At 52.8% G+C, this 23578-nt stretch carries 20 protein-coding genes and 2 pseudogenes; 18 read left to right on the top strand and 4 right to left on the bottom strand.

Translation table 11 applies throughout. The features are described 5' to 3' along the window. Window positions 1-332: 332 nt before the first annotated feature. The gene (locus tag FAP39_RS08530) at window positions 333-2687 is read right to left on the bottom strand and encodes an arylsulfatase (protein WP_138015982.1); all 2355 of its coding nucleotides are present in this window, start codon (window positions 2685-2687) and stop codon (window positions 333-335) included. 281 nt (window positions 2688-2968) lie between these two features. Between FAP39_RS08530 and FAP39_RS08525 the strand changes: the two genes are divergently transcribed. Beyond that, a complete protein-coding gene (locus FAP39_RS08525; protein WP_171006811.1) occupies window positions 2969-3655 on the top strand; it encodes a Crp/Fnr family transcriptional regulator in 687 nt (228 codons plus the stop codon). Between the two features lie 898 nt (window positions 3656-4553). Here FAP39_RS08525 and FAP39_RS08520 read toward each other — a convergent pair. Beyond that, the gene (locus FAP39_RS08520) at window positions 4554-5012 is read right to left on the bottom strand and encodes a thiol-disulfide oxidoreductase DCC family protein (RefSeq protein WP_138015980.1); all 459 of its coding nucleotides are present in this window, start codon (window positions 5010-5012) and stop codon (window positions 4554-4556) included. A 56-nt stretch (window positions 5013-5068) separates the two neighbouring features. Further along, window positions 5069-6481 carry a cryptochrome/photolyase family protein gene (locus tag FAP39_RS08515; protein WP_138015979.1) on the bottom strand — a complete coding sequence of 471 codons (1413 nt, stop codon included), beginning with the start codon at window positions 6479-6481 and terminating at the stop codon, window positions 5069-5071. A 168-nt stretch (window positions 6482-6649) separates the two neighbouring features. Between FAP39_RS08515 and FAP39_RS08510 the strand changes: the two genes are divergently transcribed. The 5 genes and pseudogenes from FAP39_RS08510 to FAP39_RS08490 form a co-directional block, all read left to right on the top strand. Next, a complete protein-coding gene (locus FAP39_RS08510) occupies window positions 6650-6793 on the top strand; it encodes a DUF2256 domain-containing protein (RefSeq protein WP_138015978.1) in 144 nt (47 codons plus the stop codon). Beyond that, complete coding sequence (locus FAP39_RS08505; RefSeq protein ID WP_138015977.1) at window positions 6790-7455, top strand: SDR family NAD(P)-dependent oxidoreductase; 666 nt, start codon at window positions 6790-6792, stop codon at window positions 7453-7455. The genes FAP39_RS08510 and FAP39_RS08505 overlap by 4 nt, the downstream gene beginning before the upstream one ends. Further along, window positions 7449-8981, top strand: coding sequence for a cryptochrome/photolyase family protein (locus FAP39_RS08500; protein WP_171006817.1), 1533 nt, complete (start codon window positions 7449-7451; stop codon window positions 8979-8981). The genes FAP39_RS08505 and FAP39_RS08500 overlap by 7 nt, the downstream gene beginning before the upstream one ends. A gap of 129 nt (window positions 8982-9110) precedes the next feature. Next, entirely contained in the window at window positions 9111-9380 is a 270-nt protein-coding gene (locus FAP39_RS08495) for a hypothetical protein (protein ID WP_138015976.1), read from the top strand. 149 nt (window positions 9381-9529) lie between these two features. Next, window positions 9530-10147, top strand: a pseudogene (locus FAP39_RS08490) (IS6 family transposase); the annotation flags it as partial. Window positions 10148-10202: 55 nt separating this feature from the next. Here the strand turns inward: FAP39_RS08490 and FAP39_RS08485 are convergent. Next, entirely contained in the window at window positions 10203-11075 is an 873-nt protein-coding gene (locus tag FAP39_RS08485; protein WP_138015975.1) for a MurR/RpiR family transcriptional regulator, read from the bottom strand. Between the two features lie 116 nt (window positions 11076-11191). Between FAP39_RS08485 and FAP39_RS08480 the strand changes: the two genes are divergently transcribed. From FAP39_RS08480 to FAP39_RS08425, 12 genes and pseudogenes are all read left to right on the top strand, one after another. Further along, window positions 11192-11971, top strand: a complete 780-nt coding sequence (locus FAP39_RS08480; RefSeq protein ID WP_138015974.1) for an N-formylglutamate amidohydrolase — start codon at window positions 11192-11194, stop codon at window positions 11969-11971. Beyond that, entirely contained in the window at window positions 11959-12528 is a 570-nt protein-coding gene (locus FAP39_RS08475; protein WP_138015973.1) for a TRAP transporter small permease subunit, read from the top strand. The genes FAP39_RS08480 and FAP39_RS08475 overlap by 13 nt, the downstream gene beginning before the upstream one ends. Continuing rightward, entirely contained in the window at window positions 12528-13856 is a 1329-nt protein-coding gene (locus tag FAP39_RS08470; RefSeq protein WP_138015972.1) for a TRAP transporter large permease, read from the top strand. Before FAP39_RS08475 ends, FAP39_RS08470 begins: the two co-directional genes overlap by 1 nt. Before the next feature lie 47 nt (window positions 13857-13903). Then, on the top strand, window positions 13904-14938 hold the full coding sequence (locus FAP39_RS08465; protein WP_138015971.1) for a TRAP transporter substrate-binding protein: 1035 nt from the start codon (window positions 13904-13906) through the stop codon (window positions 14936-14938). Window positions 14939-14996: 58 nt separating this feature from the next. Beyond that, on the top strand, window positions 14997-16361 hold the full coding sequence (locus FAP39_RS08460) for a glutamine synthetase family protein (RefSeq protein ID WP_138015970.1): 1365 nt from the start codon (window positions 14997-14999) through the stop codon (window positions 16359-16361). Window positions 16362-16364: 3 nt separating this feature from the next. Then, window positions 16365-17738 carry an aldehyde dehydrogenase family protein gene (locus tag FAP39_RS08455; protein WP_138015969.1) on the top strand — a complete coding sequence of 458 codons (1374 nt, stop codon included), beginning with the start codon at window positions 16365-16367 and terminating at the stop codon, window positions 17736-17738. A 4-nt stretch (window positions 17739-17742) separates the two neighbouring features. After that, the gene (locus FAP39_RS08450) at window positions 17743-18888 is read left to right on the top strand and encodes an iron-containing alcohol dehydrogenase (RefSeq protein WP_138015968.1); all 1146 of its coding nucleotides are present in this window, start codon (window positions 17743-17745) and stop codon (window positions 18886-18888) included. 257 nt (window positions 18889-19145) lie between these two features. Further along, the gene (locus FAP39_RS08445; RefSeq protein ID WP_138015967.1) at window positions 19146-20216 is read left to right on the top strand and encodes an extracellular solute-binding protein; all 1071 of its coding nucleotides are present in this window, start codon (window positions 19146-19148) and stop codon (window positions 20214-20216) included. Window positions 20217-20279: 63 nt separating this feature from the next. After that, entirely contained in the window at window positions 20280-21380 is a 1101-nt protein-coding gene (locus FAP39_RS08440) for an ABC transporter ATP-binding protein (protein ID WP_138015966.1), read from the top strand. Then, window positions 21381-22238 carry an ABC transporter permease gene (locus FAP39_RS08435; RefSeq protein WP_138015965.1) on the top strand — a complete coding sequence of 286 codons (858 nt, stop codon included), beginning with the start codon at window positions 21381-21383 and terminating at the stop codon, window positions 22236-22238. A gap of 13 nt (window positions 22239-22251) precedes the next feature. Then, window positions 22252-23109, top strand: a complete 858-nt coding sequence (locus FAP39_RS08430) for an ABC transporter permease (protein ID WP_138015964.1) — start codon at window positions 22252-22254, stop codon at window positions 23107-23109. Between the two features lie 108 nt (window positions 23110-23217). Further along, a pseudogene (locus tag FAP39_RS08425) lies at window positions 23218-23517 on the top strand (IS6 family transposase); the annotation flags it as partial. Window positions 23518-23578 lie beyond the last annotated feature (61 nt).

The following is a 23578-nucleotide window of genomic DNA, read 5'->3' as shown; positions in this document are numbered from 1 at the left end:
GGTTGGTCTCGATTTCAGCACCTTAAACAACAAATCCGTCACTAGGCGTGTTGTTGCCGCGCATTGCAAACACAAACTGTGAAACAGATTGCGAGCCTTCGGGAACGAGTTGTTAAGCACGTGGACCATCTCGCTGCGCGAACGCATCAAACGAAAAAGTCAGGCTAAGGAACAGCTGACTCACCAGCGTGAGTGAGAGGCTTTTATCAGATTGAATCTTTCTCATGTATTCGTCGAACTCCCTGTGCCGAATTGAGACCACTCTTGTGGGTAAAGGCGGGTTTGGTTGATTTTCGACCCTTGCGTCACGGCCTTGGCATTGCACAAGAAACCTATTCAACGGTTACAACTACGCTTTCGATTGATCCGGTAGATGCAAACGGCGCGGACTCTTCGTATGCCAGCGATACCGTGGCACCAAGATCAGAACCAATGTCCATCGTTTCAGTCGTTGAGAAGGCACCCGGAACCACCTTGTCAATGTCACCCCTTGCGACGTCCACACCGTTCACGCTGAGTGTTGCAGCGCCTCCGACAATCCGCTTGTCCTTAAGTGGCTGCTGCTGATACTCAAAAACGATTGTATGAGTGCCTTCGGGCAAGCGCTCGGTGCCTGCCAAGCGATAGCGTTTCAAGCCAAAGAAGTTGTACTCATAGACCGGCAGGCCATCGTCCAGATACAATGTGTAGCCAGCGGAACTCCCCCCACTCGCGATAATCACACTCGTCGCGCCGCCTACTGGCACAGTGATCTCAGCAGTGATCTGGTGCGAGCGCAAATATACCGGCGGGGATGCGCCTTCAGGTATACGGCTGGTTCCCGATTTGTATTCAAAGCGGGTCTGGCCCTTTGCCAAGGACGGCTGCTCGGGGTCGTTGGCGCGTTCAATAAATCGATCATCAAGCGGGAAAACACTGTACTTTGCGGCCTCTTCTTCAAAAAGAGCCTGAAGTTCGGCCAGCTTTTCGGGATTTTCATCCGAAATGTCGTTGGCTTGGCTGAAGTCCTTTTCGATATTGTAAAGTGTCCAGTCTTTATCATCAAAACCGATTGAACCGGTCAGAATCCATGGTGCGCCATGAAATGACGAAGCAACCCAGCCATCATGGTAGATGGCGCGGTGTCCTCCGGTTTCAAAATACTGCGTTGTACGGGTCCCGGGCGCTTCGGCATCATCAAAGCTGTATGCCATGCTTGCCCCTGCCATTGGAACCTGAGTTGTGCCGTTGACCTCTTCCGGTTCCTTGATCCCGGCAGCCTCCAAAATTGTCGGGGCGACATCTATGACATGATGAAACTGATCCCGGATTTCGCCTTTTGCCGCAATCCCTGCAGGCCAAGAGATGACCGCTCCATTGCGAGTACCGCCAAAATGCGATGGCACGCGTTTCATCCACTGAAAGGGCGCAGCACCTGCCCAAGCCCAGCCAACAGGATAGTGATTATCATAGCCCGGTTGACCGATCTTATCTATCAGCGGTAGCTGATTTTCAACAGAGTCGGGCAATCCGTTCAGTGTCATTGTATTGTTCATCGTTCCGGTGATGGTTCCTTCGGCACTGGGACCATTGTCACCCGCGATCAGGATAATCAGCGTATTGTCCGCATCTGGCATTGCCTTGATGGCGTTCAGCAATCGACCAATCTCGTGGTCGGTTTGTGCCACGAAACCCGCGAACACTTCCTGATGCCGAGAATACACCTTCTGAGCATTGGCATCGAGGCCATCCCACGCTTCGATTTCAGAAGGTCTGAGTGTCAGGTCTGTATTCGCGGGAATGACGCCCAAGGATTTCTGTCGCGCCAATGTTTCTTCGCGAACTTTGTCCCACCCCTGATCAAATTGACCTGCGAATTTATCGGCCCACTCTGGTCCGACATGCAACGGTGCATGCACAGCCCCCGGTGCAAAATACATAAAGTACGGTCTATCTGGTGCGATGGATTGCTGCTGGTTTACCCAGCCGATGGCTTCATCAACGAGGTCGACGGTCAGGTGGTATCCTTCGTCCGGTCGTTTTGAAGGTTCCACCGGCACTGTGTTACGGAACAGCCGCGGTTCCCATTGGCTGGTCTCGCCGCCATGAAAGCCGTACCAATATTCGAAACCGAGACCGTTTGGCCAACGCTCAAACGGACCAATCGGTGTCGTTTCCCAGGCGGGCGTATTGTGCCACTTTCCGAAGGCCGAGGTGGAGTAACCATTTCCTTTGAGGATTTCGGCGATACTTGCTGTTTCTCGTGGCCAGATGCTGTTGTACCCAGGATACCCGGAGGCAAGTTCAGTGATCGAACCAAAGCCCGTCTGATGGTGGTTGCGACCGGTCAGCAAGGCCGCGCGCGTCGGAGAGCACACTGCCGTGGTGTGCATCCGAGTAAAGCGCAGGCCGACGTCTGCCAACGCATCCAACGCGGGCGTCGGGACCGGCCCTCCGAAAGTGCCTGGCTGGCCAAAACCGAGATCGTCAATCAAGATCAAGACGATGTTTGGCGCGGTTTCAGGAGCAGATAATGGTTGCGGATAATCCTGTTGTGAACCTTCGAACGTGCGTTCAATAACGCCTTCAAATGGAGCCTGCGGAATCGGCAATACGGAACCGTCCATGGGAGGGTTAACGCCCTGCGCACTTACCATTCCGCACATTATCGCGGAGGTCAGCCCCGCCACCAGCAATCTAGCAATCATTTATCTGCTCCAGTAAAATTAACAACGCCAACGTGTGCCATGCGAGAGTCGGGAATGATCCTCGCGATTTGAGGGCCATTATAGAGTTGTCGACGCATGAGAAGTGTCCAAATGAAACTATTGTTAGAATTAGCCGAACTCATCTTTTCTTCGCCGTCCGGCCATAGTCGAGGGAAAGCTGAGTGTACCGATTTGAGAAATCTGGAAGCGTATGTCCTTTTGGAGTAGTTAAGACCTAACAAGGATAGATCCGATCGAAATAGCGAGTGATCTTGGTACAGATGACAAAATCAAAGAAGACCCTTGACCATGAAGCAGACCCTCTCGATCGTATCGGGTGGTTGTCACAATGTTCGGGGGCTCTTCGGGCCTGGTTCGTCGATAACGGGCGTTGGCTGGAAGTTCCTGCCGGTGCATCGTTGTTTCATGACGGTGATGACACAGATGGCATGTACGGCATCGGTGTCGGAGCAGTGGACCTCGAATTTGCACCGGAAGGTATGGAGAGCCTGGTGACGTTCCGCATGCCACCGGGCGGATGGTTAGGACATGGATCGTTGTTGCCGGACATGCCGCGCCCGTTCAATCTGGTGGCCGCTGTGGACAGTGAAATCTACTATGTCCCGTCCAAGGCCTTGCGAAGATTTGTCAAGGAGAACCCAGAGTTTTGGCCGGAGTTCTACTCTCTTACAATTCAACAAATCCTAGCATTAATGACGTTTGTCGGAGAGCTCCAGTCGCTTCCACCCGAAGCGCGTTTGGCCCGCCAATTGTTGAGACTGTCCAGTATTGGCACAGCTATCGAGGTGCGTCAAAACGATCTAACCGCCACCTTAGGGATATCAAAGTCCAGTGTGAGAAGAGCACTGACGTCTTTGGTAGACTCTGGAGCAATATTGACCCGGTACAATCGGATAGACGTTGTTGACCGGAGACGACTAGAGATTGCGTCACTGCAAAAAAACTAGCGTACGACGCAGAGACCTGTTTTCGAGGTTATCCTAGCCTAGAGATTGACTCGTTTTCTGAAGTGAAGTGTCACAGCCCTAGCCAGAATTCGCCACGATCTTATCCAATGATCGAAAACCGCCGTTCGCTCGCATCACAGCATCGGTCAAGGTGGGCCCAAAGCCACCTTGCGGCAGCACACCTGCAGCGAAATTGCGTGTGACCTCAGGTGATCAATGACTGGTGTCTGCCTAGTGCAGACATGGTCAGCTGGTAACTAGGGCGGAAAGCGGAAGTTTACTGCAGCCGCGAAGAAATCCGCGCCAACCAGGTAAAAGCGGCCGTTCAAGCCCTTACAGACCGCAGCCCACATGCTTCTTTGCGCACCAAGGTCGGTTATGTGCAGCAAACCGCCAATAAAATTGGAACTTCAAGCACATCCATTCCCTCGATCACAGGATCGCTAGCTGTTTTGCAAATCGGCGAGTAATAGTCATTATGTTGCATTTGACGTTTTTCGGAATAGAGATATTTGCAAACTTCGCGCCACCATAAAAACCCCTTTAAAACAAAGGCGAATTAGGTTTCAAAGATCATCCTTACGGGCCGAATATCCCAAATACACGCCATTAACTTGGAAAAGCGACGCCAAGTTCAGTTTCATCTTCCAAGAATGGGAATACATCATAAATTTCAGCATTATAGATGAATTCTGTGGTTTGAAATGTCGCCTCGAACTTGGAAGTGATTTCACTCGACATACATTAAGATGCGACCAACAAAATTGTGGCTCGCGGCCCAAAGGCGCCGTTGGTCAGATGTCCAAGCGCTGCGTTGCAGATTCCCCGAAACAGCCGTTCGACACATCGTGCAGCATCTTTGTTGGCCAGAGGGCCGCACTGCGGACCAAGCTGCCGTTCAGTAAATTGTCATCAAGGTCCGCTTTGCGGCTTGAACGCCAAGGACCGTTGCAAGCGCCGAGATTGCCGGGCGGACCACAAGAAAACCCCTATACGACACCTCCATTATGGGCAGCACACCTGGGATACTTGCCAATCGGGCAGCCCATGTCCAACCCGGCGCCAACCGCCAGACTTCAACAAAGGCTTTTGCCCCGGAAAGAAGTTCCCCGTCCGGTTTGCGAACATGAAACCGGCTCATGGCGTCTTCGACCCCAAGGTCGGACTTCAGGTCGGCACCTTCCATCGAAACATCGACCAGTTGCAGTTTGCTCCTGCCAATCCTGGACGCATAGTGATTGATCTCGGCGGTGCAAAGAGGGCAGGAGCCATCATAGTAGATGCTGGGCACAGCATCTCCCGTGCTGCCCTGAGCTGTTATAGGCCTCACAACGACGTGTTCTTTTGTTTTCTGCATTTTGCTCTCATTTCATCATCGAGAAACTGAATTGAACGCGTGGCCTGTTGCAAGGATCAACGGGCTTCATAAGCTGCAAGAGCCCGCTGCCGCCCTTCGGCAAGTCCAACGATCGGGGTCGGGTGAGGATCATCCGGCGACAGCCCCCACGCACGCGGGCAGGCGTCGAAAAACGCCAAAGCCTCTGGACCGGGGTCCGGCGCGCGTTCGGCGACAAATCTTTGAATGTACGTCTGCTCGGCGTCGAATTTCTGGGCCTGTGTTTCCGGGTTGAAAATGCGGAAATAGGGCGCGGCATCCGGGCCGCTCCCCGCAACCCATTGCCATCCCATCGCATTCGCCGCGGGGTCCCAGTCAATCAGGCATTCTTCGAACCACTTCTGTCCAATACGCCAATGCTTGAGCATGTGTTTGGTGAGATAGGATCCAACAATCATGCGGCCGCGATTGTGCATGTGGCCGGTGACGTACATCTCCCGCATGGCTGCATCGACGAGGGGAACACCCGTCCGCCCCTGTTTCCATCGCAGAACTTTTTCGTCCTCATGGTCCGACCAGGGGAAGGCGTCCCATTCCGATCTCCAGTTCTTGTGAGTGATCTCGGGGGTGTGAAAGGCCAGATGATATGCAAATTCGCGCCATACCAGTTCTTTCAGGAAATGCTCTGCCCCTCTTTGACCTTCCAGATGCGCACGCAGTCCAGCATGCCAGACCGTACGCGGGCCGATCTCACCCCAGGCCAAATTTTCAGACAGGCGGGAGGTTGCGTTTTGCGCCGGGTAGTCGCGACGCTCCTTGTAGGCACCGATTGACCCGCTCAGGAAGTTGGCAAGGCGTGCATGGGCTGCGGATTCGCCAACGTTTGCATGTCGGGCCAAGACCTTTGCCCCCCGATCCATACTCTTGTCGAGCGCCCAGCCCGAAAGTCGATCAGAGTCCGGCCACTTCTGGGGCGCCATAAGGCGTAGTGGCGCGGGGTCAGGCGGCGCGACATCCAGGTCTTTTACGGCACGCCACATCGGGCTGTAGACCTTGAAGAATCCGCCCTGCTTGGTCGTCACGGCCCAGGGTTCGAACAAAAGGTGGCCGGGCCAGCTTTCGGCTCCAATCCCCGCTTCTTTCAGGCTTGATTTGACCTTGGTGTCACGCATAATCGCGTCAGGATCATAGGCCCGCGTCCACCAGATGTCCCCCGCACCGGTTTCCTGTGCCAGGGCAAGCAGTTCGTCTGCGACGGTTCCGCGACGCAAGATCAGCCTTGATCCAACCGCCTTTAGCCGATCGTTAAAGTGCTCAATCGCTTGGGCCAGGCGCCATTTGGGGGCCGCTCCGAAAGTTTCTGTAACCTCATCCAGAACAACCACTGGAATGATCGGGCGCCCGCTTCTGCTGGCTTCACAAAGCGCCTTGTGATCGGCAAGCCTGAAGTCCTTTCGAAACCAGATGATGATGGGTTTTGGTTCGGTCATATCTACGCGCTTTCTTGATTGTCTTTAAATACGAAGGCCGCCCGCAGATGGTTCAAAAACACTCTTGTTCGAGCTTGTTTTTGATCTTGATCGGGGTTTGGGTCGTAACAATTGAAATTAAGCGAACCCGTAAGTCACTCGGGGTTCAGCCATAAGGGGTATAGGTCCGTGCGGAAAAGCGAGTTGCCATTCAAAACCTGTCCGGTGAGTTGTCGGCCGTTTTCGTGGATTGGGAAATGGCCTCGATCATGGAGCGACGTACGGTATTGTTCTGAGCGCTGTCGCAGGTCGCGCAAGGTGAGGTCGGGATGACGCGCCGCGCACTTGTCATAGGGGCCTCGGGTGGGATTGGCACGGCGCTTTCCGCGGCTCTCGCAACATATGGTTCCGAGGTGACGCGGCTGTCGCGCGCAGGCGACGGATTGGATCTAACTGATCCCACCAGCGTCGAGAGGGCCATGAGCGTGTTGCGAGGACCTTTCGACACGGTCTTGATTGCCAGCGGAATTCTGGCCCCCGAGGGCGCACGCCCCGAGAAGTCGCTTGCAGAGATTGAGGCAGAAAACTTAGCGCGCGTCTTGGCGGTGAATGCCATTGGCCCTGCGTTGGTTTTGAAACACCTGCCTCGGCTTTTGCCGCAAGACGCACAATGCGTGGTGGGAGTTCTCACTGCCCGTGTCGGGTCGATCGGTGATAACCACCTTGGGGGGTGGTACAGCTACCGCGCGTCCAAGGCTGCAGCCAATCAGATCGTGCGCACGGCGGCTATCGAGATCTCGAGAAAGCGCAAACAGGCCATTGTAGTGTCTTTGCATCCGGGCACCGTAGAGACGCCCTTCTCCAAGGCTTACTCTGGGCATGCAAAAGTGACGCCAAACGAGGCGGCCGCAAACCTTGTTGCGGTTCTTGATCAGCTGACTCCAGCCGACAACGGTGGCTTTTTCGATTGGGCGGGGAAACCCGTCCCATGGTGAAGCCGCGTCTCATCCTGGTGCTTGGTGATCAACTCAGCACTGACATCTCTTCGCTGCGAATGGCTGATAAAGAACGTGACGTGGTTATCATGGCCGAAGTCATGACCGAGGCCACGTACGTCCCGCATCATCCCAAGAAAATCGCGCTGGTTCTGGCCGCGATGCGCAGATTTGCGATGGCCCTGAGAGAAGACGGCTGGACAGTCGCCTATAGCAGGCTCGACGATGAGGCCAACACAGGCTCAATTCCCGGAGAGCTTGTCCGCCGTGCTTCGGAGTTTGCTGTCGAGGAAGTTATCGCCACGACGCCCGGAGAATGGCGGCTGATCGCCGCGCTGAACGATCTGCCACTCGTCATGCGCCAGCTACCCGATGACCGCTTTGTCACTTCGCCCAAGGATTTCGCCGACTGGGCAAAAGGCCGCAAGCACCTTCGAATGGAGTGGTTCTATCGGGATGTCCGCCGCAAGACAGGATTGCTGATGGACGGAAACGCACCAGCCGGTGGCAAATGGAACTATGACAACCAGAACCGCAAGCCTGCACCAGAAGACGCCCGCCCTCCTAAACCGCCTGGTTTTCCACCCGATGCTGTTGTTGCCGAGGTGCTTGACCTCGTCAAGGATCGTTTCGCAGGGAATTTCGGGCAATTGCACCCCTTCGAGTTCGCGACGGATCGGGAACAGGCACTTGAGGTTCTGGACCACTTCATATCCCATACTCTTCCGTCATTTGGTGACTATCAGGACGCCATGGTCATGGGCGACCCGTGGCTTTGGCATGCGGTCATCTCGCCATATCTCAACCTTGGTCTTTTGCTTCCAATGGAAGTTTGCCTGCGGGCCGAGGCGGCCTGGCGTGCAGGTAAGGCACCTCTGAATGCGGCCGAAGGATTCATCAGGCAGATAATTGGATGGCGCGAATATGTGCGGGGCATCTACTTTTTCGAAGGCCCGGACTACACGTCCCGAAATATGCTCGACCACAGTCGTCCGCTCCCTGCTTTCTTCTGGGGGGGCGAAACACACATGCACTGTGTTGACGAGGTTGTGGGGCAGACCCGGGAACACGGCTACGCGCACCACATCCAAAGACTGATGGTTATTGGCAATTTTGCCCTGCTTGCCGGCCTTGATCCCGGGGAGGTGCACGAATGGTATCTTTCCGTATATGTCGATGCGTTCGAATGGGTCGAAGCGCCCAACACTATTGGGATGAGCCAGTATGCAGACGACGGGTTGGTCGCATCCAAGCCGTATGTTTCATCGGGCAACTACATTTCCAAGATGTCCGACTATTGTACGGGCTGCCAGTATGACGTTAGGACCAAGACGGGCGCGCGGGCTTGCCCTTTCAATCTTCTCTACTGGCACTTCATCGAACGCCATCGGGACCGATTTCTAAACAATCCGAGGATGGCCGTTATTTATCGGAGTTGGGACAAGCGCGACGTAGGCCAACGAAAAAAAATAGTTGATGACGCGACGGATTGGCTGGCTCGGTTGGACACGGGTGAGATTGTATAAGCACCTGTCGCTCGACGAACTGGTTGCGGAGTGCTTTCTGCATCGCAGCCAAAATCGGTCTGGTAAGCCACGCCGCGGCGAAATCAAGCATCGGTCAGCTGCAGCTTAGGGTCGGCTTTTCCGGGACCAATGTCTGTATTCGGTGCTTCGCTGCTCTTTGTGCAAGATGCAGCATCGGTCATTATGGGCTCGTTCCGGCCATTCGCCGCGCGCTCGATCAATGACGGCTTCGGGGTTGGCACCGGCCATTGGCCAGCTGAGGCCACACGCAATTTTGCTGCAGATATGCTGCCGCGCCGCCGCAAGGCGGCTTTGAGCCCAAACTTCCAGATTGCTATATCGCAGCTAAAGTCAGCTTTTGGTGTCCGTCGTCGCCATCCAAACGCCCTCCCCATCTAGGATATGTATGGGAGAGCGTCATTGGTCGGGCTTTGGCAGGCCATGGCCTTCGCCAGCTGTTTTCGGAGAAACCAATTTTCGATCATAGGTTTCGGGACTACAGTCAAAAGATACATTGGATTGGCGACAAGCGCGGGCTGTTTTGGTGCTATGAACGCGGTATTGACGTGAACCATGAAACTATCCGATTTTGGTGGAACAGATTTGGTCCGTTGTTTGCATCTGAAATCCGTCGAAAACGGATCGACCGGATGCGGTGTTACTCGAACTGGCGATGGCATCTTGATGAGGTTTTTGTAAAGATTAACGGCGAACGGCATTACCTATGGCGGGCCGTTGATCACGAAGGTGAGGTGCTAGAAAGTTTCGTCACTAAGCGCCGGGATAAGGTCGCAGCCTTTAAATTTATGAAGAAAGCGATGAAGCGGTATGGACAACCGGAAGTCATCGTGACCGACAAATTGCGTTCCTATGGTGCCGCAATGAAAGTTTTCGGGAATGCGGTCAGGCTAGAAACTGGCCGTTGGAAGAATAACCGTGCTGAGAATTCCCATCTACCTTTCCGAAGGCGAGAGAGGGGCATGCACCGCTTTCGCCGGATGCGAAGTTTCCAGAAATTCGTCTCCGTCCACGCGTCCATTTTCAATCACTTTAATCAGGACCGCAGCCTTTCGAAAAGATGCCATTTCAAGCTGAACCGCACAGCTGCTCTCGCTGAGTGGCGTGGTCTTTGCGCGGCATTAAGGACAGTCATGTTGGCCTTGTAGAAGCTGGTTAGAATTTGTCTGACACCACCATTTTCCGAACCTCCCCCACGTGTCGTTACGTGAATTTTCGAAACAGCCGTGTCTGATCGAACATTTTCTCCAACTCTTCAGCCCGATCTTTTGTGTCACCCCAGCACAGGTTTTGAACTGTTGAAATCATCGTCTCAACCAAAAGGAGCGTGGAAGCGGCGGAATCCCAGGCAGAGGGAACCACAATCCTGCTGCTAAAGCTGATGTCCGCCAAACGATGAATTGGCGAGCGCCACTGGTCTGTAAACAGGATCAGTTTTGCGCCCTTTTTGTGGGCCATCTCGGCCAGCTTTAGAGTGTTGTTTTCATATCGTCGCATGTCAAAGATGACAAAGACGTCACCTTCTTTGACATCCAAAAGATAATGCGGCCAAGCGTTCGATGTGGATTGAATGTGAACCACTTCTGGTCGGATGACCTGCATATGGAGGAACAGGTATTCGGCAAGAGTGTGCGTGATCCGCCCACCCACAATGTACATTCGGCTCTTGGGCGCGGCGACCATGCTGCACGCCAGATCAAACAATTCTGGGTCGATATGTCCCAAAGTGTGGCGGATATTGTCGATCACCGCATCAGTGAAACGGTTCAGCATATGCTCTGAAGGAACGCCCTCGGCCCAGGCATCGTGCTTGGCGATCGGGTCTTTGGCTTTTGCTTTTAACTCTTCGCGCAACTCGGCTTGGAATTCGGAGTATCCTTTGTAGCCCAGCTTCTGAACCATTCTGGCGACGGTAGGCGCTGAGACATTTGCGTCTTTTGCCAGCGCGGTCAGGGGGCCCAGACCAGATGCAGGGTAGTTTTCCAATATTGAATGGGCCAACTGGCGTTCCGCGCGGGTCAGATCATCCAGTTTCTGTTGAATGCGATCAGAAATAGTTTGCTCTGAGTTCGACATGAAAGGCTCCATTCTGATCTATAATTTTACAAACCTAAAAGCTCTGAAATAAATAATACAGAATTTTGTTGACAGAATCTACCTCGCGACAGAAGTTTACGTCTCGAGGGGGTGCGATGATCGACAGCAATCGAGAAATTTCAGATGAGTATACTCAAACGATAAACCCCGTTGGGTTGTCGTCGGTTCTATTGGTGTGCGAACATGCATCGTCGTTTATTCCGGCAGAGTTTAACAGCCTGGGTTTGCAGGATGAGCTTTGCAAAAGCCATGTGGCTTGGGATCCCGGCGCTTTGGCAGTGGCTCAACGTCTTGCTGACAACTTGGATGCGTCTTTGGTTGCCAGTGGTGTTTCGCGATTGGTTTATGATTGTAACCGCCCGCCAACTGCGCCGGATGCGATGCCAGCCCGCAGCGAAATTATTGATATTCCCGGCAATTTGGGGCTAAGCTTCGCGGAGCGAAACCATAGAGTTCAAGCTTACTACGAGCCGTTTCAGCGTGCCTTGAAAAGCAAAATAGCGAAGACAGCAAACCCGGTCATCGTAACAATTCATAGTTTTACGCCTGTGTATCATGGTCAGCAACGTGCCGTCGAAATTGGCGTGTTGCATGACACGGATACTCGTCTGGCGGACGCAATGCTGGCGTTGGCGGCCGATCACACGCAGGCAAACGTTCGGCGCAATCAGCCCTATGGGCCCGAGCATGGCGTGACCCATACGTTGATTGAGCATGCAATACCAGACGACCATTTCAATGTGATGCTTGAGATCCGAAATGATCTCATTCGGACAGACGCCGAGCAGATCCGGATGGCGGATATGCTTGCCGGATGGATTGTCGCTGCGTTTGCTTCGCTAAATGCACAAGGTTCCGTTGAATGCGTGGTTTGATGCACGGATACATAGGGGCCGTTGATGCCGTAAACCTTCGGATCGGACGGATCGCGATGTATGGCATCTTTGTCCTGATGGGTATTTTGCTTTGGTCCTCGATCAGCAAAACCTTTTTCCTGCCATCCTTGTGGACACTGGAAATGGCCCAGTTCGTGATGGTTGCGTACTACATTCTGGGCGGTCCCTATTCGATCCAGATGGGGACAAATGTGCGGATGGATTTGCTTTATGGCGAATGGAGCACCCGCAAAAAGGCCTGGTTTGATCTGGTCACGGTTCTTCTGTTGATCTTTTACCTGTGTGTTTTGCTGTATGGCGGGATTAGCTCGACCGCCTATTCGCTGGGATATTGGGGATCAGAGCCGACATCTTTTCTAGCTGGCATTTTGATCGGGACTGAAGAAGTCGGGCGTCTAGAGCGTTCGCCGACCGCGTGGCGACCTTATATTTGGCCGATCAAGGCTCTGATGATTGTCGGCATGTTTCTAATGATCTTGCAGTGTTTTTCAGAGTTTTTAAAAGACGTCTTGCGTCTGAAGGGTGAAGACATCTGATGTCCTATGAAATGATCGCCACTCTGATGTTTTCGTCCATGATGCTGATGCTTTTAACGGGGCAGCGCGTGTTTGGTGCGATCGGCTTTGTTGCCGTTGTCGCCGCTTTGGTGTTGTGGGGGGACAAAGGCGGATATGATCTTGGGTTTTCGGCCGCAATGAAGCTAATGAAATGGTACCCGTTGCTAACGCTGCCTATGTTTATTTTCATGGGCTATGTGCTGTCTGAAAGCAAAATTGCTGATGATCTGTACAAGATGTTCCATGTCTGGATGGGAGGGCTGCGTGGTGGGCTTGCGATCGGCACCATCGGATTGATGGTTCTGATTTCGGCGATGAATGGTCTTAGTGTGGCGGGAATGGCCATTGGGTCAACTATTGCGCTGCCTGAACTGTTAAAGCGCGGGTACGACAAACGAATGGTGACGGGTGTTATTCAAGCCGGATCCAGTCTGGGCATTCTTGTGCCGCCTTCGGTGGTCTTGGTGCTTTATGCGATGATCGCGCGTCAACCGGTTGGCCAACTCTGGTTGGCTGGTGTGTTGCCGGGATTAATGATGGCGGGGTTGTTCATTCTCTACATCGTCGTCCGCTGCCGCGTGAACCCAGATCTTGGGCCGGTCTTGTCCAAAGAAGAACGCGACATTCCACGGGCTGAAAAGCTTCGGCTGTTGCGAGCGGGCCTTTTGCCGATCATCATTTTCGCAACCATGATGATCCCGTTTGTAAACGGCTGGACGTCACTTGTTGAAAGCTCGGCTATCGGGGCATTGGCGGCCTTTGTAGCCGCAGTCGTCAAGCGACGCATGACCCGGGAAGTCTTTGAGAATTCCGTCCGCAAAACGCTTGGCATCACTTGTATGTTCATGTGGATCATTCTGGCTGCACTGGCATTTGGGGCTGTGTTCGATGGCTTAGGTGCGGTGAAAGCCATCGAAAACCTGTTTACCGAACGGTTGAACCTGAGCCCTTGGATGATCCTTATCCTCATGCAGCTCAGCTTTATTTTGATGGGCACGTTTCTGGATGACACCGCGATGTTGGTGATTGTCGCGCCTCTATATGTCCCACTGGTCGGAGAGCTAGGCTTTGATTTGATTTGGTATGGTGTGCTCTACACGATCACAACGCAGATCGCCTATATGACTCCGCCCTTCGGTTACAATCTGTTCCTGATGAGAGCCATGGCGCCGCCGGAAATTACTCTGCGCGATATTTACGCCTCGATCACACCATTTGTGATGGTGATGGTGCTGGCGCTTGTCCTGGTCATGGTGTTCCCGGGCATTGCCACGTGGCTCCCTGATTACGTTTACAACAAACCCTAAAAGAACCGCAGGAAAATGCGGCAGTATTAACAACAACGGAGAGAGAAATGACTACTAGACGTAAGTTTATTCAAGGTGCCGCAGCCGCAGCCCCAGCTGCCGCGCTCGCAGCCCCAGCGTTGGCCCAAAGCACAATCAAGTGGCGCATGCAGACCTATGCAGGTGCGGCACTGGCAGAGCACGTGATCGTGCCTGCCGTTGAAATGTTCAACAAGATCGCTGGTGATCGCATGCAGATCGAACTGTTCTTTGCCGATCAGCTTGTGCCTACGGGCGAGCTGTTTCAGGCGATGCAGCGTGGCACAATTGATGCTGTTCAATCAGATGATGACTCAATGGCGTCGCCAACTGAAGTCACCGTGTTTGGCGGATACTTCCCTTTTGCATCGCGTTACTCACTGGATGTGCCGGTACTGTTCAACCAATACGGCCTGAACGAAATCTGGGATGAGGAATACTCAAAAGTTGGTGTAAAGCACATCAGTGCCGGGTCTTGGGATCCTTGCCACTTTGCCACCAAAGACCCGATCCGCAGCCTTGCCGATCTTAAAGGCAAACGCGTCTTTACCTTCCCCACAGCGGGTCGTTTCCTAAGCCAGTTTGGTGTGATTCCGGTAAACCTGCCTTGGGAAGACATTGAAGTCGCCATGCAAACCGGAGAACTGGATGGCATTGCCTGGTCAGGTATTACCGAAGATTACACCGTCGGCTGGGCTGACGTAACGAACTACTTCCTGACCAACAACATTTCGGGTGCATGGGCTGGGTCGTTTTATGCCAACATGGATCGTTGGAACGAACTGCCAGAAGACCTGCAAACACTGTTCCGTGTGTGCTGTGACCAGTCGCACTACTATCGTCAGTGGTGGTATTGGGGTGGAGAAGCGGATCTGCGTGTGAATGGTCCCAAGATGGAACTGACATCTATTCCTGACGACGAATGGGCCACAGTTGAGGCCAAGGCGTTTGAATTCTGGGAAGAGATCGCGGCTGAATCGGAAGTAAAACGCCGTGTGGTCGACATTATCAAGAAGTATAATGCCGATATGGTTAAGGCTGGCCGACCTTACCGTTACGGCTAAATCCTGCGGGGGCAGATTTTCTCTGCCCCCGCACACATCTTTTGCAAGTGGACATGACATGCCTGGCACCCTGAGTTTTGATGACCTTAAATCCCGCGTCTCAGAAGGAGCGATTGATACCGTTTTGGTCTGCTTTGTGGATATGCAAGGCCGCTTGATGGGCAAACGTTTCCACGCAGCCAACTTCGTTGAGACGTCTTATAATGAGACGCATTGCTGCAACTACTTGCTTGCCACCGATTTGGAAATGGCAACGCCAGATGGCTATGCTTCAACCAGTTGGCAATCCGGCTATGGCGATTACGTGATGAAGCCAGATCTTGGAACAATCCGCCCTATTCCATGGCTTGATGGGACGGTCATGGTGCTTTGCGATATTCTGGATCACCACACACATGAACCTATTTCCCATTCGCCCCGTGCCATTTTGAAAAAGCAAATCGAACGTCTTGAGGCATTGGGGTTTGAGGCAAAAATGGCGACCGAACTGGAGTTTTTCCTGTTCGAAAAGAGCTTTGACGAGATCCGCAAAGAGGGCTTTCGAAATCTGGAACCCATCAGTGGGTACAACGAAGATTATCACATTTTTCAAACCACCAAAGAAGAGAACGTGATGCGGCCGATCCGCAACCATCTCTTTGCAGCGGGTTTGCCCATTGAGAACACCAAAGGCGAGGCCGAGTCAGGCCAAGAAGAGCTGAACATCCGGTATGATAGCGCCCTAAATTGCGCCGATCACCACTCGATTGCCAAACATGCCATCAAAGAAATCGCATGGCAGAACGGCCACGCAGCGACATTTCTGCCTAAATGGCATCAGGATCGCGTGGGGTCTTCTTCGCATGTGCATCAATCCCTTTGGAAAGACGGACAGCCCGTATTTTATGATCCATCCGAAAAGCTGTGCCAATCCAAACTGATGCGCCACTATATGGCGGGATTGATCGCCTTTTCGCCAGATTACACATATTTTCTTGCCCCTTATGTCAACAGCTACAAGCGCTTTTCCAAAGGGACCTTTGCCCCGACCAAGACCGTGTGGTCCGTAGACAATCGCACCGCAGGGTTCCGTCTGTGTGGCGATGGCACCAAAGGGGTACGCGTCGAATGCCGCATTGGTGGGTCAGACCTCAATCCGTATTTGGCACAAGCGGCCATGCTCGCCGCAGGCATCAAGGGAATTGAAGACGAAATGGAACTGTCCCCTCCGACCACCGGGGACGTCTACGAAGACGCCAAGGCACAGGATATTCCACAGACCCTGCGACGCGCGACAGAAACACTCCGCAATTCAGCTTTCTTGCGCGACGTAATGGGCGACGATGTTGTCGATCACTACACGCGTGCTGCAGAATGGGAACAAGAAGAATTTGACCGTGTGGTGACCGATTGGGAAATCGCACGTGGCTTTGAAAGGGCCTAGTCCATGACAATCAGATGTATCTCACCAATTGATGGTTCCGTTTACGCAGAACGAGAGACCCTCACCCTTGCTCAGGCGCAAGATGCGGTGGAAAAAGCCCAACTGGCGCAGGCTGAATGGGCAGCGCGACCGCTGCAAGAGCGGATCGAACTGGTACAGGCAAGCGTTGCGCGTGTTGGTGAACTGAACGACGAAATCGTGCCTGAGATCGCTTGGCAGATGGGGCGCCCGGTTCGCTATGGTGGTGAGTTTGGTGGCTTCAATGAACGCGCCAGCTACATGGCCGAAATCGCGCAGGATGCTCTTGCTCCTATTGAGATCGAGGACAGTGATGCATTTCGTCGAGTGATAAAGCGTGTTCCGCATGGTTTGATCCTAGTGGTCGCCCCATGGAATTATCCCTATATGACGGCGATCAACACAGTGGCTCCGGCCTTGATCTCGGGCAATGCAGTTATGTTGAAACATGCGTCACAGACCCCCGTGGTCGGTGAGCGAATGGCCGCAGCGTTCCACGCCGCCGGTGTTCCCAAGGATGTTTTCCAGAACGTATTCCTTGATCATCAAACCACTTCGGATTTGATTGCGGCCCGATCCTTTGGATTTGTGAATTTCACAGGATCGGTGGGTGGCGGCAAGGCCATGGAAGCGGCTGCAAGTGGCACGTTCACTGGGCTTGGTCTTGAACTTGGTGGCAAAGATCCGGGCTATGTCATGGAAGATGCCAATCTGGATGCGGCGGTCGACACGCTGATTGACGGTGCAATGTTCAACTCAGGTCAATGCTGTTGCGGGATTGAACGAATTTATGTGCATGAAACCCTGTTTGATGCCTTTGTTGAGAAGGCCGTTTCAATCGTAAATGGCTATAAGCTTGGCAATCCGCTGGATATGGAAACGACCTTGGGGCCAATGGCGCATGTCAGGTTTGCCGACGAGGTGCGCTCGCAAGTGCAAGAGGCGGTAGCCGCGGGTGCCATCGCTCACATCAAACCATCGGATTTCCCACAAGACAGCGGCGCCTATCTGATGCCCCAGATTTTGACCAACGTGTCCCACAATATGCGCGTGATGCGCGAAGAAAGCTTTGGTCCTGTGGTTGGCATCATGTCGGTCAAAAGTGATGCGGAGGCTATTCGCCTTATGAACGATAGTGATTTTGGCCTGACCGCCTCCCTTTGGACGCAAGACCCCACGCGCGCCGAAACTATTGCGGATCAAATCGATACTGGTACCGTCTTTATGAACAGGGCAGACTACCTTGATCCTGCTTTGTGCTGGACCGGATGTAAAAACACTGGGCGCGGAGGTGGGCTGTCAGTCATTGGCTATCACAACCTTACCCGTCCCAAATCCTACCACCTAAAAAAGGCCTGATCTTATGTCACTTACTGCAAATTGGTCCTACCCTACTTCTGTTCGTTTCGGGGCCGGACGCATCTCTGAAATTGCTGATGCTTGTGCTGCTGCCGGTATCAAAAAACCGTTGCTGGTGACGGATCGTGGTCTGGCCAATATGGATATCACAACCCGCACCTTGGATTTGCTGGAAAACGCGGGGCTTGGCCGCGCGATCTTTGCTGATGTTGATCCCAACCCAAACGAAAAGAACGCAGCTGCCGGTGTTCGCGCCTTCAATGAAGGTGGTCACGATGGCGTTGTGGCATTTGGCGGAGGGTCAGGTCTTGATCTGGGAAAACTGGTGGCCTTTCTTGCGGGGCAAACCCGCCCGCTGTGGGATTTCGAAGATATCGGAGATTGGTGGACGCGCGCCGACGCGGATGCGATTGCTCCAATCGTGGCTGTTCCAACGACTGCTGGCACAGGGTCTGAGGTGGGGCGTGCCTCGGTCATTACAAATTCTGAGACCGAAGAAAAGAAGATCATTTTTCACCCCAAATTCCTGCCATCCGTCGTGATCTGTGACCCAGAACTGACTGTTGGGATGCCCGGATTTATCACGGCTGGCACCGGGCTTGATGCATTTGCCCATTGCGTTGAGGCCTTTAGCTCTCCGCACTACCATCCGATGTCACAGGGTATGGCACTCGAAGGAATGCGTCTGGTCAAAGAATACCTTCCACGGGCTTATGCTGATGGAACGGATCTGGAGGCACGGGCACATATGATGTCTGCCGCCGCCATGGGCGCAACCGCGTTCCAAAAAGGTTTAGGCGCAATCCACGCGTTGTCCCATCCGATTGGTGCGATCTATCACACCCATCACGGGACAACGAACGCGGTTTGCATGCCCGCAGTATTGCAATTTAATAGACCTGCGATCGAAGACCTGTTTAGCCAAGCGGCAAACTATCTGGGCATTCAAGATGGGTTTGACGGTTTTTGCGACTACGTCGATCATTTGAATGCATCACTGAACATTCCAAAATCCTTGACAGAACTCGGCGTCTCATCCCCAGATATTGATCGGATCGTTCGGGGCGCGTTGATTGACCCCAGCACCGGTGGCAACCCAATCGAGATGACCGAAGAGAACACGCGCAAGTTATTGCTGCAAATCGTCTAACGTGATGGCAAAGGAGCCCTCCAACAATTTATGAATCCAGACAGTTTGAACCTGACCATTGTCACAAAACGTGCACTGTTCCCGGTTAAGCCCTGTCTCAGAAACGGGAAAAAATTTGCGTCGAGCGCGTTCGTCAGTCCGCTTAACGCAGCTCTTTTGTCAGAGTTCTTAATGCTCTGAAAATTTGACTAATGAGCACAACACTATCAGGCTGACCGCTTACTCAACTAAATTGGTCTTCAACAGGGACACGAACAATGAAAAAACATTCTATAGCACTCTCGGCTTCAGTAACCTTTGCACTACTGGCCGGCGGCTCTGCGGCACATGCGGACACGCTCCGGCTTTTGACTTGGGGTGGATATGCCCCCGAAGATGTGGTGGCCAAATTCGAAGCTGAAACAGGCCACACAGTGGAAGTCACCAAATCCAACAACGAAGAAATGATCGCCAAGTTGCGTGCAACTGGTGGTGGCGGTTTCGATCTGGCACAACCAAGCCAAGACCGGATTGCAGGCCCTCAGGAAGAATTTGGCATTTACAAGCCGATGGACATGTCGAAAATTGACGCCGCTCTGTTCATTCCGTCCATGATGGAAGCGACAAAAGGCAACACGACGGTTGGTGGTGATGTTTATGGCGTTCCACACGTCTGGGGCACCAGCGGGTTGGTTGTCGACACGGCAATGGCCCCAATGGTGAAAGATTATACAGACCTGTGTAGCGCAGATGTCGCGGGCAAAGTATCTTATCGCCTCAAGCGACCTACTTTGATCGGTTTTGCATTCTCAATGGGACTGGACCCGTTTGCAGCCTATGGTGATGAGGCAGCTTATGCAGATGTCATGTCACAGGTCGAAGCCAAACTGATTGAATGCAAACCAGGCGTTAAAACGTACTGGGGCGGCGGTGACGAATTGATGGGCTTGTTGCGGTCAGGCGAAGTTGTGGCATCCATGGCTTGGGATACAGGTGGATGGAAGCTGAATGCTGATAAGCCCGATATCACCTTTGTTGCACCCGCTTCTGGTGCCTTGGGTTGGGTTGACACATTTGTCCTGCCCGCAAAAGGCAAAGCAGATGATGCAGCCTATGCTTGGATCAACTTTGTGATGCAGCCCGAAGTCGCGGCAATGATCACAGCAGCAGCAGGCAACTTCACAGCGTCACAAGGCGCCGATGAATTTGCAGCAGCTGACCTGAAAGCCAAGTACCAAAACAGCTTTCCACAGGCAGCGATCGACAACATCAAATGGTACCCACCTGTGCCTGCCGGTCTTGAGGCAATCGAAGGTGGCGTTCTGGATCGCGTAAAAGCGGCTAAGTAAGTCAAAGCAAATATGGGCATCCACTTTCTAGGTGGGTGCCCTTCTCAAATTAAGAAGTCGACCATGACACCTGATCTTGAATGCACACATCTGACGAAACGGTTTGGGGATACGGCTGCGGTAGACAGCGTTTCCTTTTCAGTACCACCCGGGTCTTTCTTTTCCATCCTAGGGCCATCAGGTTGTGGCAAAACGACCATTATGCGGATGATCGCTGGCTTTCTCGAGCCCTCTGAAGGCGATATTCAAATCAAAGGAAAGTCGGTTCTAAGCGTCGCACCGAACAAGCGTCCGGTGAACATGGTTTTCCAGCATCTTGCGCTTTTTCCGATGATGAACATTGCCGACAATATCGGCTATGGGTTGCGCCGTGCAGGTCTGCCGAAAACCGAAATAGACCAAAAGGTTGGCGAGGCGCTGGAACGCATTGGCCTTCCCGGAATTGGCCTGCGCAAGGTTGACGAGCTTTCTGGTGGACAGAAACAACGTGTTGCGATCGCGCGCTGTATGGTGCTCGAACCTGATGTGCTCTTGTTAGATGAACCCCTTGGTGCGCTTGATCTTAAGCTGCGCGAACATATGAAAATTGAACTCAAATCCCTTCAATCAGCGTTTGATACGACCTTTGTCTATATCACGCATGACCAATCCGAAGCACTTGTGATGTCCGACAATATTGCGGTCATGAACAACGGGCGGTTTGAGCAAATGGGGTCAGCACGCGAGCTGTACTATCGCCCCGACACTGCATTTGTCGCCGGGTTTGTCGGCGATACGAACCGGTGGCGTGGACGTATTTCTAAAAAGGACGGACAGAACATAGAGTTGCAAACCGAGAGTGGCATGATGCTGCGCGGCGCCACTCACGGGCGCCCATTGGCATTGGGTGAACAAGCGGACATGTTTGTACGCCCCGAAGCTATTCGGATTGCCCATTCAAAAGATGATCTGGCAGTTTTTGACAACCAAATTTCCGGTCAGGTCACATCTTTGCTGTTCAATGGTGCCGCAAGTCGCGTTCTTGTCCGCGGGGAGGGGCTCCAAGACGAGATCGAAGTTAATCTTCCTCAGTCTGGCGAATTTGCTTCTTTGAACAAAGGGTCTGACGTTCATATTGGCTGGTCAAGCGATCAAGGCAATTGTTTCGCGGCTGGAACAGTTTAAATGCGCACGGAATCAAAACTTGGATTGGCTTTGTTACTAACGCCCCTGCTTTTGTGGCTGGCACTTTTGATATTCATCCCCCAGGTCGATGTCTTTCTGGTGTCGCTCCGTGAACGGATTGGCGTTGGGCAATACCAAACCAGTCTGGCCAACTACCTGACATTTTTCAACGAACCGCTGTATCTTTGGACGTTTCTCCGTACTGCGATGATGTCCATTGTTGCGACACTCATTACGCTTTTGATCGCCTTTCCTGTGTCCTACTACATCGCCAAGATGATCAAGGGACGGATGCAATCTGCCTTGTTTCTCTTATGTCTCGTGCCCTTCTGGGTGTCCGAACTTGTCCGGACATTTGGCTGGATGATCCTGCTTCGAGAAACCGGTGTCTTTTCGAACATATTGCAGTTTGTCGGGCTGGCGAGCGGTCCCGTTGAGATGCTCTACAACGATGGGGCCATTATGGTGGGACTTGTCTATACATCCATGCTGTTCATGGTCGTGCCATTGGTAACGACGTTGGAGAGCTTGCCGGATGAGGTTGTCGAAGCAGGATATGACCTTGGCGGAAATGGGCTCAGTGTGCTGAGAGAGATCATTGTTCCGCATGCGATGCCGGGGATCGTCTCGGGATGCATTGTGGTATTTATGCTGAGCCTAGGCAATTATCTGACACCGACAATGCTGGGCGGAAAGGAAAGCCTTTGGTTTACCGAATTGATCTACTCACAGTTCATTGTCCGCTTTAATTGGGAGCTTGGTGCTGCCTTTGGCTTTTTATTGCTGATGCTTTCCTCTGTTATCGTCTGGGGCATGTTAAAACTGACCGGGCAATCTTTAGAAAAGACCATGGGGTGATGGGAGACATGAATTGATACCGTCAATCCCGCAACCGCGATTGCTGACCTTCGCGTATGGCACGTATGTGGCCTTGTTCTTTGTATTTTTGGCCCTGCCTTTGGTGGTTGTAGCCGTTTTTGCATTCAACGACGGTCAATTTCCTTCTCTCCCATGGGAGGGTTTTACCTGGAACTGGTTCTTTGGAGTAGAACGGCCAATGATAGGTGTGTTTCACGAACGCTCTATCTTGCGTGCGATTGGCACCTCAGTTTTTGTCGCATTCCTTGTGTCTGCCTTGTCGGTCTGTGTCGGTCTCTCGAATGCATTTCTCTTCAATCGATACAACTTTCGGGGGCAAAGCCTTCTATACGTCCTGATGTTGTTGCCGCTTGTTATTCCGGGAATTGTATTGGGGATTTCCATTCTAGTATTCTCAAGCCGCGTGGCCAACGAAGTATGGGACGCTTACCAAATCGACTTAGAAATATTGCGGCCCGGTCTTTGGCTCGTGGTGCTCGGACAGTTTTCCTTTATCACGACTATTGCAACGCTGGTCGTGGGAGCCCGCCTACAGAAGTTTGACAGAACTCTGGAGGAGGCGGCGCTCAATCTGGGTGCAAGTCAGCTTACTGCGATACGAACGGTCACTTTACCCTTTCTTCGCCCGGCATTGATCGGGGCTTTTGTCGTGGCATTTCTGATGAGCTTTGAAAATTTTAACACGACCCTGATGTTAGTTGGATCAGATGCCCCACTGACAATCGCGATGTTTGATCGGTTGAAGGAAGGATCAACCCCATTGCTAAATGCGGTTTCATTGTTGCTGATGATCGGCTCGTCGCTTCTGGCTCTGATCATGATCGCATTTCAAGACAAGTCTAAGCGATAGCGTTTTCAGAGGAAAAACGGGGCTAGATGCTGGCGGATGCCAGACAGATCAACAAAACGGTGGCATTGCCAAGTTGTTTATCGCGTTTGATTTGGCTATCGCCCTCTGATGAATACTCCAACCGATATGTCGCGCCTAAAGGGCTTCCGTTATCCTCGAGAGGTCATTGCTTACGCGGTCTGGGCGTACCACCGGTTAGCCCTGAGCACGGCTGAAGTTGAAGACCTGTTGGCTGCGCGGGGTGTGATTGTCAGCCGGGAAACGGTCCGGCTCTGAGTCAATCGTTTTGGTCGACACTTTTCAGATTGCATCCGTCGGGATCGACCGCGACCGAACGACAAGTGGCATATGGACGAAGTCGTGATCACGATCCGTGGCAAGAAGCACTGGCTTTGGCGCGCGATCGACTGAAGTGGTCCTGCTTTTTAGGACAGGTTTGCGGCTTGGCTAAGATGCATCTGGTTTATGT

Source organism: Shimia litoralis (assembly GCF_005518135.1).
Classification (GTDB): Bacteria; Pseudomonadota; Alphaproteobacteria; order Rhodobacterales; family Rhodobacteraceae; genus Shimia_E; species Shimia_E litoralis.
This window is presented reverse-complemented; position numbering and strand designations above follow the sequence as displayed.

What these genes read in the sequence shown, in the direction of transcription:
- FAP39_RS08530 (WP_138015982.1), bottom strand. Translation starts at nt 2,687, where the DNA reads ATGATTGCTAGATTGCTGGTGGCGGGGCTGACCTCCGCGATAATGTGC.
- FAP39_RS08525 (WP_171006811.1), top strand. Translation starts at nt 2,969, where the DNA reads ATGACAAAATCAAAGAAGACCCTTGACCATGAAGCAGACCCTCTCGAT.
- FAP39_RS08520 (WP_138015980.1), bottom strand. Translation starts at nt 5,012, where the DNA reads ATGCAGAAAACAAAAGAACACGTCGTTGTGAGGCCTATAACAGCTCAG.
- FAP39_RS08515 (WP_138015979.1), bottom strand. Translation starts at nt 6,481, where the DNA reads ATGACCGAACCAAAACCCATCATCATCTGGTTTCGAAAGGACTTCAGG.
- FAP39_RS08505 (WP_138015977.1), top strand. Translation starts at nt 6,790, where the DNA reads ATGACGCGCCGCGCACTTGTCATAGGGGCCTCGGGTGGGATTGGCACG.
- FAP39_RS08500 (WP_171006817.1), top strand. Translation starts at nt 7,449, where the DNA reads ATGGTGAAGCCGCGTCTCATCCTGGTGCTTGGTGATCAACTCAGCACT.
- FAP39_RS08495 (WP_138015976.1), top strand. Translation starts at nt 9,111, where the DNA reads ATGTCTGTATTCGGTGCTTCGCTGCTCTTTGTGCAAGATGCAGCATCG.
- FAP39_RS08485 (WP_138015975.1), bottom strand. Translation starts at nt 11,075, where the DNA reads ATGTCGAACTCAGAGCAAACTATTTCTGATCGCATTCAACAGAAACTG.
- FAP39_RS08480 (WP_138015974.1), top strand. Translation starts at nt 11,192, where the DNA reads ATGATCGACAGCAATCGAGAAATTTCAGATGAGTATACTCAAACGATA.
- FAP39_RS08475 (WP_138015973.1), top strand. Translation starts at nt 11,959, where the DNA reads ATGCGTGGTTTGATGCACGGATACATAGGGGCCGTTGATGCCGTAAAC.
- FAP39_RS08470 (WP_138015972.1), top strand. Translation starts at nt 12,528, where the DNA reads ATGTCCTATGAAATGATCGCCACTCTGATGTTTTCGTCCATGATGCTG.
- FAP39_RS08465 (WP_138015971.1), top strand. Translation starts at nt 13,904, where the DNA reads ATGACTACTAGACGTAAGTTTATTCAAGGTGCCGCAGCCGCAGCCCCA.
- FAP39_RS08460 (WP_138015970.1), top strand. Translation starts at nt 14,997, where the DNA reads ATGCCTGGCACCCTGAGTTTTGATGACCTTAAATCCCGCGTCTCAGAA.
- FAP39_RS08455 (WP_138015969.1), top strand. Translation starts at nt 16,365, where the DNA reads ATGACAATCAGATGTATCTCACCAATTGATGGTTCCGTTTACGCAGAA.
- FAP39_RS08450 (WP_138015968.1), top strand. Translation starts at nt 17,743, where the DNA reads ATGTCACTTACTGCAAATTGGTCCTACCCTACTTCTGTTCGTTTCGGG.
- FAP39_RS08445 (WP_138015967.1), top strand. Translation starts at nt 19,146, where the DNA reads ATGAAAAAACATTCTATAGCACTCTCGGCTTCAGTAACCTTTGCACTA.
- FAP39_RS08440 (WP_138015966.1), top strand. Translation starts at nt 20,280, where the DNA reads ATGACACCTGATCTTGAATGCACACATCTGACGAAACGGTTTGGGGAT.
- FAP39_RS08435 (WP_138015965.1), top strand. Translation starts at nt 21,381, where the DNA reads ATGCGCACGGAATCAAAACTTGGATTGGCTTTGTTACTAACGCCCCTG.